General features: G+C 54.9%; 8 protein-coding genes and 1 pseudogene. 6 read left to right on the top strand and 3 right to left on the bottom strand.

The window, feature by feature from the left end; all coding sequences use genetic code 11:
- Positions 1-322: 322 nt before the first annotated feature.
- Positions 323-781 (bottom strand): hypothetical protein, encoded by a 459-nt coding sequence (locus VFU50_13660; GenBank protein ID HEU5233904.1) that lies wholly within the window; start codon positions 779-781, stop codon positions 323-325.
- A gap of 474 nt (positions 782-1,255) precedes the next feature.
- Between VFU50_13660 and VFU50_13655 the strand changes: the two genes are divergently transcribed.
- Positions 1,256-2,173: a hypothetical protein gene (locus tag VFU50_13655; GenBank protein HEU5233903.1), complete on the top strand. Its 918-nt coding sequence runs from the start codon at positions 1,256-1,258 to the stop codon at positions 2,171-2,173.
- Here VFU50_13655 and VFU50_13650 read toward each other — a convergent pair.
- Positions 2,157-2,645, bottom strand: a pseudogene (locus VFU50_13650) (type ISP restriction/modification enzyme). The gene VFU50_13655 and the pseudogene VFU50_13650 overlap by 17 nt on opposite strands.
- Before the next feature lie 742 nt (positions 2,646-3,387).
- Between VFU50_13650 and VFU50_13645 the strand changes: the two are divergent.
- Positions 3,388-4,107 carry a hypothetical protein gene (locus VFU50_13645; GenBank protein ID HEU5233902.1) on the top strand — a complete coding sequence of 240 codons (720 nt, stop codon included), beginning with the start codon at positions 3,388-3,390 and terminating at the stop codon, positions 4,105-4,107.
- 7 nt (positions 4,108-4,114) lie between these two features.
- Here the strand turns inward: VFU50_13645 and VFU50_13640 are convergent, their stop codons facing one another.
- Entirely contained in the window at positions 4,115-4,285 is a 171-nt protein-coding gene (locus tag VFU50_13640) for a hypothetical protein (GenBank protein ID HEU5233901.1), read from the bottom strand.
- Between the two features lie 501 nt (positions 4,286-4,786).
- Between VFU50_13640 and VFU50_13635 the strand changes: the two genes are divergently transcribed.
- The 4 genes from VFU50_13635 (at position 4,787) to VFU50_13620 (ending at position 11,282) form a co-directional block, all read left to right on the top strand.
- Complete coding sequence (locus VFU50_13635) at positions 4,787-5,080, top strand: transposase (GenBank protein ID HEU5233900.1); 294 nt, start codon at positions 4,787-4,789, stop codon at positions 5,078-5,080.
- Complete coding sequence (locus VFU50_13630; GenBank protein ID HEU5233899.1) at positions 5,077-5,220, top strand: hypothetical protein; 144 nt, start codon at positions 5,077-5,079, stop codon at positions 5,218-5,220. The genes VFU50_13635 and VFU50_13630 overlap by 4 nt, the downstream gene beginning before the upstream one ends.
- 453 nt (positions 5,221-5,673) lie before the next feature.
- Positions 5,674-8,229 carry a serine/threonine-protein kinase gene (locus VFU50_13625; protein HEU5233898.1) on the top strand — a complete coding sequence of 852 codons (2,556 nt, stop codon included), beginning with the start codon at positions 5,674-5,676 and terminating at the stop codon, positions 8,227-8,229.
- Positions 8,230-8,642: 413 nt separating this feature from the next.
- Positions 8,643-11,282 (top strand): glycoside hydrolase family 2 TIM barrel-domain containing protein, encoded by a 2,640-nt coding sequence (locus VFU50_13620; protein ID HEU5233897.1) that lies wholly within the window; start codon positions 8,643-8,645, stop codon positions 11,280-11,282.
- Positions 11,283-11,615 lie beyond the last annotated feature (333 nt).

The raw sequence follows: 11,615 nt of genomic DNA, 5'->3' as shown, positions 1-11,615 counted from the left end.
TGCTGACCACTCGGATGAAAATCACAGCCTATAATCCACATGACTGGCTCCTTTCGCCCGAGCGACTTGGTCTTTAAGCAACCTCAGTCTACTTGGCGTCTGGAGCCGTCGTGGTTATGTAATCAAAGCGCTTCTTTTGCGCGAAGGATCTCCCGCGATGCTTCAAACTAATTTGCAGTCAATGTGGCTCCTCCACCAAGAACCCACAGTCTTGGCCGAAGAGCCTGGCGAGTGCATTTCCGTCGGAAACATTCTCGGAGATCCTTCGGCCAAAAGATGGCCTTCAGGATGACAGGACGAGGAGATTGCCCTTATTCGACCCTCACCTCTTGTCGTAAACAGCCCTGCTGGTGATCTTCTTCCCATTCGGACCAGTGCGCATCGTCGTTACCGTGCGTGTCTTCCCGTCCGGATCGATCACAATGTGCCCCGTCACGGTTGTCTGACCGTCCTTCTTTGACGTGACGGTGTAGGTGTGATCGTTGATCTTCTTCAGAGCTCGTGTGTCCTCACGCGGATTGCCGGTGACAGGATAATCGTTGCCGTCGAACTTGCCGGTCCATTCATCATGCGTACGATTGCCCGCGCCATCGACGCCGTCGATGGTGATCTTCACGTCGTCCCCGGCAGCCTCATAGACAACAGTCTTGTTCTTCGGCCCCTTGGGAATTCTCGACTTCGCTTCATTCAGCTTCCATGTTCCCATTGTGGGATCAGCGCCGTAACAGGCCACCGCAACCAGGCACAATCCGACAACAAACAAGAAGTTTCGAGTTCTCACCTCTCCTCCAGATCAATTCGTAATCCGATAATCGCCGGATTCTAGTCTCAGGCGGGGTATTGGGCAATTGAGAACCCACTTGGTTCCACAGCGGAAGAGAGTGATCCGAACCCGTCTCGCTCTGTCCTCCTCTGCCAAAAAATCGCTGCTTCTCTAATTTTTGTACGAATGGCGTAACAGGCGAGCCGATTAAATGACGAACAGCGGTGAAAACCCCGGTTCGGAATATGCCCCAGGTATCAACAAGAACTGCTGTTGATTCAAAGCTTTTGGTAACAAAGTTCAAGGCGATTTATTGGCTGATTACTCCTAAATTCCGGATTTCAGCACAGATCGGAAAAACTTCTGACCCTCGTTCGACTCACCGACTATGTTCCGGCTTAATTCCCCCAAACTAAATTCACATTGTTGTGCGGGGCTCTTGCCGTCTTTCCGCAGGCACAGTGGGTCAGAAGACAAACTAGGAGAATACCTGTGATTTTCATGAGGTTCCGATTCGCATGGGTTTTGTTGCTCTTTGTTCCGCTAATAGGTGGTTGTGCTCGCGCCAAGGGGGCCGCCCGCGTCAATCCAACTGCGCCTCCGGAGTTAATTGATCCGGAGGCTCGAGAGAAAGTAATCCTAAGTGTTCGGGATGCTCCTTATGCGCAACAGCGAGTTCTGCGAGATGACCTCACCAACGGCATCATCGTTGCAATAAACAATGGATATCGAGATTACAAAAACGCGATTTTTGTGGGGCGTGCTTCCTTCGACACTGGCTTTGATTTTGCGAATTTAATTCTCAGTGGTTTAACTGCCGTGACTGGAGGAGAGAGTACGAAGGCAGCGTTCGGGGCTGCATCGGCTGGTATTACTGGCGCACGCAGCAGTGTCAACTTGAACTTTTTTAATAACGCGACGCGTGAATCGCTGTTCAATGTCATGGACTCGCTGAGGACAAAGCAATTGCAAATGATTCGAGACAAGCTTGCGCAAAATGAGGTGAGTGGCTACAGCATGTCCGACGCACTTGTTGACCTTGAGGCGTTATACGATGACGGCAATATTTTGACAGCTGAAGGAGTAATTAGCGCCGCGGCTGCTAATTCGACAGCAAATACACAACCGCAAGGTGGTCCACCGCAAGAACCGCAGAAGCCGCCCGTTCAGCAGCAATCACCTCAGCAACAGCAGAACCCTAGTCAGCCGCCACCGAGTCAACCGAATCAGGCTCCTTCATCTCTTCCTCAAACGAGCGGCCCTGCTTCGGCAGCAGCGACCAACGCCACCTCTCATCGAGAAGTCATCAACGCCCTGTCCGACACCATTAGTGCACATGGAACGAGCAAGCCTCCGTCGAGTGTGCCGGAAAAAGCGGAGCAGCGCCCTAACTCTACAGTTCCGAAATGAACATCAACGCCCACTCCATCGAGATTTCGAGGAGTGGGGTTGCTATTCCTCCGAGTTTTTCAGGCAGTCCCTTCACGATTTGCACCGTCTCCACGCTCACATGCACCACCTGCCCGACGAGGCGGAGGATGTATTCGGGGTCGTCTTCGCGGTTGGGGTCGTTGGTGATGCCGCTGCGTTTGTCGGATGAGACCTGGTATTGATCGACGATCCACTCCAGCGCCGAGCGGTTCCCTAATCGGTACTCGTACGTCTCCGGCGGGATGCCTTTCAGCGTCAGGAAGTTGTTGTAGATGAGCAGGCTCTTGTCTTTGCTCAGGCCGGGGTCCCCACAAAGCCGGTGTTGCTTTGTGGGGTGGAGGCGCATTTTTTCTACGCGCAGGTTCAGCTTCTCTTTCGGATTCTCGATCCGCTCCAGTGGATACTCCGGCTGCTTTTCGTAGTTCACGTGCAGATCGGCGAGGCGCTCGCCTGCCTTGGCGAATCCCTAGAGCTCAGGCGCAAACGGGATGCGCGGCAGCTCGCGCGATCATGCACTTCATCGGGTCTGGCGAGTAGACGAACATAGAATGAATACATGCCGAAGTTGTTTGAAATTTTGGAACGCAATGGATTGGTCTCCGAGCCGGACATTCCGAAACTCGCCGATCTTAAATCGCACGATCTTCGAAAGCTGCACGAAACCCTGTACACAGAAATTTATGAAACTCAATTAAAAGAGCATCGACCAGCTCCCGCTCAGTCGCCGGACCCGTTCACTTTCTTCGCGGGTCCCTCTCTCCGGGGCGATTCGATGTGCGAGCAGATGCATTGCCGGGCACAGAAATTAGAGGTTCTGGCTCGTTATGCCGCGCTTTATGCGAACTCCGTGACAATGCCTCTGCGGTTAACAGCGCCGGACCGGGCAAAGAGCATTCGGGAATGCAGAAGGTCGCTTGCGTTAAATATATTCAGTCTGCTCCGACTCAGACCCCTGATCACCGCTGGAATTGTGAAGCCAGCGGTATTGCGGACAATGCACTGCGAACACACGATTGAATGGGCGAAGACCCTGATCGAGGTTGTTCATACAGTTGCAGCTCATATGGCACTCGCGGAATCGTCGAAATTTGAAGCGGTATATCAGCTACCTGAGAAGTCTCCTACGGGTCGCTCCACTGTTTATCTAGATGGCCCTCCCGAGTTCGTCGATCACGGCGAGTTGGTTCAACTCTTTGACGAAGGTCCGAACTGGCGACGAAAAAGCTGGCGATTTTGATCCGAGCGGCAAAAAGATTCTGCCAAAAGACAAGAAGCTCGCCATGCTCGCCCCAATCTTTACCGCGATAGCTGACGACACTACCTTTTATCTTGCCTATGGGCGATTTCACAGTTCACGTTTCCTGACTGATCGAGCGGGCGAAACCATGATTTTGGATTGGCTTACACAGGACGATCAGGTACGCGCGAAGACGGATGCAATGCAGGGTCTACTTCATTCTGTTCCGCTTCTAATGGATCTCCCGATCGCTACAATCGTCCGGATCCGTCGTGAAGAACGGGATGCATTCGAAGCCTACAGAGAAGCATTGAGCAAAACTGCGACAGAAATTCTTAACAACAGTAAAGGCGCGACCAAGAAGCAGGTAGCAGAGATGTTTAGGAGTTGTATCCAGCCGCAACTCACAAAGATGAGGACCGAAGTGATGCTCGAACGGAAGCGTCAAATCAAACGCGTGCTTGCAGGCGCGGGAACATTGGCAGCTGGAGTCGCGCTCGGAGCTTTCGGTGGTTTACCAATTCCTATCGCTACAGCTGCAGCAGGAGCTGCAGCTGTAATTGGAGGCCGATTGCTAGGAAAGGCGGCGGAAGTCGCCTGCGAGCATGGCGCCAATCTCAGGCAGGACAATGAACTTTATTTTCTGCTCCGGCTCGTTGAAGAAGGATCGAATTGAGGCCGTCCTAATTTTGGGCTTCCCAGAATCCCCGGCGCTGCTTCCAGGTGTCGAGCAGGGCCTGAAATGCACTGCGGACCGCGCCTTCGTGGTCGAATTCAAGTTGTCCAAATTGATGCAGGCTCTCGTAGTAGTTCTTGATCAGCCTGTCGCCAGGACGGATTTGCAGCGGGCCCATAAAAGGAATGTTGCGCGTAGTTTAGCAGGGAAGCGGCTGTCGGCTATTGGCTTTCGGCGTTCGGTCGATCGCCGATTTGATGGCAACAATTCGTGGTACAGGTTAATTGCAAGTGCCGGAGGCACGAAATGTGAAAACCCAGGACGAAGTCCTGGGTAGGATGCGTTTTGACCCGAGTCCCGGAGGGACGGCACCTTCGTGCGCGTTGGTTCGTGCGAGGCATCCAAGTATTAAACGCCCGCGTTTGACCCGAAGATTCCTTCATCTTCAGAATCATCGAATCTGTGCCGTCCCTCCGGGACTCGGTGTGTTTCTCTTGCTGACCCAAGACTTCGTCCTGGGCTTTCATATGTCGTGCCTCCGGCACTGCGCGGGGATCATTCCGTCAATCCTAGGCCTTGATCCGCCTCAGACGGATGCCTCCGGCACTGAATTTGCGATTGGGATGACATTCGAGATTCGCCACGCATTTACAATCCCATGCCCGGAGGCACCTCTTTCATGGGACATTCCTATTCAAACGTTCTCGTTCATGCGGTTTTCAGCACAAAGAATCGCGCCAAGATCATCCCGCCTGATTGTCAGGAGGAACTTTGGCGCTACATGATTGGCATTGCGAAACATCATAAGGTGAACGTGATTTCGATCGGCGGCATGCCCGATCACATCCACATGCTCATGGCACTTCCCGGAATGATCGGACACTCGACAGCGATTCAGAAGGTAAAAGAGAACTCGTCAAAATGGATGGGACCTGCTTTCGAATGGCAGGAAGGATACGGAGCATTAGTGTGAGCGATTCACGCCGGAAGGACGTGATTGCCTATATTCGCAATCAGGAACGGCACCATAAGAAACGCAACTTCGAAGAGGAATTTATTGCCCTGTTGAAGGCGCATAACGTGGACTACGATCCACGGTACGTGTTTGGATGAATTCTCTGGGTGTCGTCCCTCCGGGACTCGATCTTCTTTCGCGGGTTACCCAGGACTTCGTCCTGGGCTTTCACATGTCGTGCCTCCGGCACTGAACTGCTCACCCAGGACTTCGTGCTGGGCGTTCATATTTCGTGCCTCCGGCACTCTGCTCTGTCAGTTCTGATAAGCCATGTTCTGGGCTGAAACGGCTGCTCTTGCAGTTCGGTTGGCGGTCATATATACATCGCCAGAGAAAAAACGGCTTGCACGCGACCGTGATTCCATCCCTTCGGAATGAGTTCCTGCTCTAATTGTGGTTCCGTCCTGGCTCCGGCTGAGCGGTTCTGTTCCCGCTGCGGCGGGCGGGCGCTCGATTCCCAAATCGAAACTTTGGCAGGAGTAACGCCGAAAGCTTCGGCGCCAGCGTCTAATCCGCCTTCTTCGGAGGCTTTGCAGTTTGCTCCTGGGACTGTGCTCTCTGATCGGTATCGCGTTGTTGCGGCGCTCGGGCGTGGCGGCATGGGCGAGGTTTATCGGGCGGACGACCTCAAGCTTGGCCATCCTGTTGCTCTTAAATTCTTGCCGCGTGCTTTTGCGGAAGATCCTCACCGGCTTGAGATGTTCCATGCCGAAGTTCGCAATTCGCGTCAGGTATCCCATCCGAACGTCTGCCGCGTTTACGACATTGGGCAGTTTCAGGACCTCACTTTCCTGACGATGGAGTACATCGACGGCGAGGACCTTGCTTCGCTGCTGCGTCGAATTGGGCGGCTTCCTCCGGATAAAGGTCTGGAACTTGCGCATCAACTTTGTGCAGGATTGGCTGCTGCGCACGATGCTGGGCTGCTGCACCGCGACCTGAAGCCGGCGAACGTGATGCTCGACGGACGCGGGAGAGCGCGCATCACTGACTTCGGGCTGGCAGTCGGTACTGAAGACATCGGCGGACGCTTGCTATTCGCCGGCACGCCGGCGTACATGGCTCCCGAGCAACGCGCGGGCGCACCTGCAAGCGTTAAGACTGACATCTACGCGCTTGGGCTTGTGCTGTTCGAGATGTTCACCGGCAAGCGCGCCTTGGAAGACAACAATCTCTCGGCATGGACGCGATCGGAATCGCACGGAGAACGCGAGCCGAAATCTAGAACAACGGAACGGAGCCGGAGTTCGAGTTCGTCTTCATATTCGTCTCTGTCTTCGTCTTCATCTTCATCCTCATCCAGCATCAGCTCGGTCGATCCACTCGTGCGCAAGGCGATTCTTCGCTGCCTGGAGCAGGATCTTGCGCGCCGTCCCAATTCGGCACTTGAGGTATCGAGAGCTCTTCCCGGCGGCGATCCGCTGGCCGCCGCGTTGGCCGCTGGAGAGACGCCTGCTCCCGAAATGGTCGCGGCCGCGGGCGAGGAGATCGCCATTTCCGTGCGCGCCGCTGCGCTGATCGTCGTTGCAATTGTTGCAATGATCATTGTGAATGTTCCGCTGGCACGCCGCGGCACATTTATCGGCCTGGCGCCGGAGGTGAAACCGCGTGAGCTATTGGAGGACCGGGCGCAGCAGATCGCGAAACAAGCTGGATATACGGACCCGGCTGCCGACTCTTATACGTTCTTCTACGTTCCCTCAAGCTATGTGCAATGGCGCGAACAGATAGATCCGACAGGCTGGTATCGCCATCTCAACTCCGCGGTTCCAGATGTCTATCGATTTGCTTATCGCACCAGCCCGCAGTGGCTGTTCGCAATTAATTCATTCAACAATCCCGGCCTGGACGATCCGCCGCTGACGGTCCCCGGAATGACCATGACGGTAGTTGATGGACTGGGGCGGCTGATGGAATTCCGCGCTGCACCTCCGAAGTCGGACAAAGACTTGCCTGCTCGAGGAGGCGTTCCAGATTGGACTGCGGTGTTTGCGGCAGGAGGCTGGAATTTCACCGACTTTAAAGCGACCCAGCCGCATGATCTACCCAATGTCGCGTTCGACGCGCGAGCTGCCTGGGAGGCGACTTCAAACGAGAGTCCGTTGCACGTCGAGGCTGCGTCGTTGCGTGGAAAGCCAGTAGCGTTCTCGGTCTCTGGTCCCTGGGCTACGGTGCAGGCGAGTAGCGGCTCTTCACTTGTGAGCCAGTTCATATTCAACTTTCTCATTTTTGTCGCGCTGCCGGTTTTTGGCGGCATCAGAGCTCGGCGAAATCTGCGGCTTGGACGCGGAGATCCGTCCGGCGCCACTAAGCTGAGCATCATCGTAGTGATCGTGATCGCAGCCAACACGCTGTTGGCGCAGCATTGGGTCGCACATCGGAGCATCGTCAACGCGGTGCTTGCGAACGCCGGCCTTACGCTGATTCTTGCAATCGCGGTGTGGGTCGCCTATGTGGCTATCGAGCCGGCGCTGCGGCGACATGCGCCGCACCTGCTTATCTCATGGGCACGCGTGCTTACTGGCCGCTTCAATGACGGCTTAGTCGGTCGCGACATGCTGATTGGCTGCCTCGCCGCACTATTCGTGAGTACGATTCATCTCTTGTTCACGGCCCTGCCGTGGTGGTTTGCTCTGGCGAGAGTTCGGCCGTATTCCGCCGCCGCGGTGCTCAGCGATACGCCACATTTCGTGGCCTCAGTCATCAGTCAGGTTTGGGTCGCGATTCTCGTGCCGCTCTCGATTGCCTTCTCGTATGCCGTGCTGCGAATGCGTATTCGCCAGCCTTGGATCGCATCTGCCGTGGTGTTTGCCATCGTGTGGCCTCTCTCGTTCAACTCCGAAGGGCTGTTTTTGCAACTCACGCTGGGAGCGATTGGCTCGCTGCTGTTTGTATTTGTGTTTGTGCGTTTTGGGCTGGTCGCTTTGACAACCTTTATCTTTGTGGAGAATCTGCTCTTCTTTTACCCTCCGGTTCTGCGACCAGATGCATGGTACTTTGCGAAGCCATTGATCGTGCTGCTGCTGGTTGTCGCCATCGTTCTGTACGCATTCCGGTCGGCGCTGGCCGGACGACCTCTGGTTGCAGCCAGCGCTGAAGAATTGTGATTGCGTGGCCTGCGAGAAATTCGAGGGCGATTGGGTCGAAGGAGAATTCGAATAAGGATGTTGTGGATGCCGCGTCGATTAAAACTTACACCCTTGCAGCGAGACATAACATGGGCGCTTGAAGAAGCGGGGGCGAAGACAATCCTTACTTTGATCGGGACGACTAAACCATCGAGCGAAGCTGAGTTTGAGCAAGATGCAGAGGGATTCATAAGGCTCGGTTTGATCCGAAGGGAAAACGGTCGATTTATCCTTACCGAACGCGGCAGGAAGGCATTGACGGAATAAGACGACACTACTGAAGCAAACGAACGCTTGCGGTGTGCTAATCTGCCGCATCGAGCGGAATGACCATAAATCTTCCAAAAAACTCCCGCCGCATCTTTACTACTCCCTCATTCAGGACTCCCGAAATGATCCGATTTCTTCTCCTATTCATTACGTGCGCTTCGGCAACGTGTTTGTTTGCGCAGTCGTCGAGCGAAACGATTACCGGCTGGCAGATGCAGGACGTGAGCAAGGTCAGCGACGCCGCTGAGGTCGTCTCTACAGCGAAGTTCCATCCGGATCACTGGTACACCGCAACCGTGCCGGGGACAGTGCTTACAACGTTGGTGAACGACGGTGTTTATCCGGAGCCGCTTTATGGCGAGAACATGCGGGCGATTCCTGAGTCCTTGAACAAGACTTCGTACTGGTATCGCGCGTCGTTCGATGTACCTAAGTCGCACAAAAGACTTCACACGTGGCTTCATTTTGCCGGCATTAACTACAGCGCGGAGATTTGGGTGAACGGCCATCGGGCCGGTGAGATGAAGGGCGCGTTCATTCGGGGAGACTTTGATGTCACGGATTTCGTGAAACCGGGACGCAGTGCGGTCGTCGCGGTTCGCGTCTCGCCGCAGCCGCATCCTGGGGTTCCGCATGAGCACACGGTGGCCTTGGGTGTGGGCAAGAATGGCGGAGAGACGGCGCTTGATGGTCCCACGTTCCTTTCAACCATCGGCTGGGATTGGCTGCCTGCTATCCGCGATCGCGACACGGGCATATGGCTTCCGGTCACGATGGATGCCACCGGGCCGGTGATCGTGAAAGATCCTTTTGTTACCTCGAACTTGTCTGCGTCGTATGAGATGGCTGAGTTGCATGTGTCGGCTACGCTCCAGAACCTCACTGCGAAGCCCGTGAGTGGTACGGTCACTGGCGTGATCCAATCGGTCGGTGGTGGAGCACCCGAGATCACGTTTCAGAAGCCTGTAAGTGTTTCGGCAAATGCATCGACTGAGATCTCGCTCGACCCGCAGTCAACGCCAGAATTGGTTGTTCATAATCCCAAGCTGTGGTGGCCGAATGGATATGGTCCGCAGAATCTGTACACGCTCACGTTGAAGTTCAACGTCGGCAGCACGAGTTCTGATGTGCAGACGCGCCAGTTCGGAATTCGGAAAATTGAATATCAGGTGCCGGACTCGGAGAACCTCACGATATCGGTGAATGGCGTTCGCGTGATGGTGCGTGGCGGGAACTGGGGACTCGATGAAGGCATGAAGCGCATTTCGCGGGAGCGGCTCGATGCGAAGTTTCACCTCCATGCGCTGGCGAATATGAACATGATCCGCAATTGGGTGGGCCAGAGTACGAGTCCGGATTTCTACGATGCGGCGGACAAATATGGAATTCTGCTTTGGGACGAATTCTTTCAGCCGAACCCGGGCGACGGTCCTGATGTTGCCGACATTCCCACATATCTGGCGAATGTTACCGATAAGGTGATGCGCTATCGCAATCATCCGTCGATTGCGGTTTGGTGTGCGCGCAACGAAGGCTATCCGCCGAAGGCGCTCGACGATCAGTTGAAGGTGCTGATGGCTCGGCTGGATTCGACACGGATTTATCAATCCAATTCCGCGGAAGGGCGGGGCGTTTCTTCGCATGGTCCTTATTACTGGCGGTCCCCGCGTTTCTTCTACGCTTTGAACGAGAGTTTCAAAACGGAAACCGGCTCGGTTTCCATTCCCACAATGGAATCGATTCAGGGCATGATGCCGGAGAAGGACTGGGAAACCATCAACGACGACTGGGCGCAGCATGACATGGCTGCGGGCGCGCAGCGTGGGAATGAGTTTCCCAAGTCGCTGGCCGAGCGTTATGGGCATATCCGGAATCTTGCCGATTTCGTCCGCAAAGGACAGCTCGCTACTTACGAGGCTTTTCGCGCGATGTACGAGGGACGCAATGCGGCGATGTTTCGACAGACTACCGGCGTGATTACCTGGATGAGCAACCCGGCGCAGCCAAGTTTTGTTTGGCAAATCTATCATTACGATCTCGAACCTAATGCTGCGCTCTACGCGGTCAAGAAGGCGGGCGAGAGCGTGCACGTGCAGTTGAATGAAGCGCTGCGCGGGATAGAGATCGTCAACAATCGTCCTACGGCGCTGAACGATTTAAAAGTTACAGTGCTGGTTTATGCATTCAACGGCAAGCTCAGCTCGCACAAGACTTATTCGGTTACGCAGGTCCCTGCGAGTTCGACGATTAAGGCGGCGCAGATCGAAGTAAATGCGCGCATCAGCCCGCTGTACTTCGTGAAACTCGATCTCACGGATTCAGCTGGCAATCTTCTCTCGACCAATTTCTATTGGCAGCACGTGGCACAAGACCAGTTCGATGGCTTGATGGATCTGCCCACGGTCACGCTGGACGCCGAAGCCACCGCTCGCACTGAGGGTCCGAATACGATTCTCGCGGTCACGTTGCACAATAACAGCAGCAACGTGGCGCTCATGTCTCATCTTCAGCTTTACCAGAAAAAGAGAGGACGCCGCGTGCTGCCGGTCTTCTATTCCGATAACTATATTTCTATTGTGCCCGGCGAGTCGCGCAGCCTCACGATCGAGGCAGCGACGAAAGACTTAAAGGGAGACGATCCTCTGATCGAAGTGGATGGATTCAATGTGGAGGTTCACGAGGTGCAAGGACCGGTAGGCATCGTGAACAATGTCAATGCCCAGCCGTCGCATTGGCCGGCGTCGAACATTGTTCCCGAGTAAGCCGGTCTGGTTTTTGTGGAGACCCGAGGGACCTTGAGCTGGCTGGTGCCCTCCCCCGAACGTGCACCAGAGTCAGGATCGGAATTCGCTGCCGCTTTCCCTGCAACGATTCCCATTGTTGCCGGTCGAGCGGCTCACAGGTCATGCTTCCAGAAGCGATTACATTGGAAATTCACGTAATTCACTGTGCTTTGCGGTGCCCCCCTGAGGTGAGACAGAGCAAGAATTCCCTGGTTGCCGTTCGCTGAGATTTGCTCGACGAACGAAGGTTGTAGGTTGCAGCATGAGCGTGGCTGAGGAAGCGGAGGCGAGCAATGCTGGAGAGCAACTCGC

The sequence above is a fragment of the Terriglobales bacterium genome, assembly GCA_035764005.1.
Classification (GTDB): Bacteria; Acidobacteriota; Terriglobia; order Terriglobales; family Acidobacteriaceae; genus Gp1-AA112.
The sequence above is the reverse complement of the archived record's forward strand: the minus strand, read 5'-3'. Positions and strand labels throughout refer to the sequence as shown.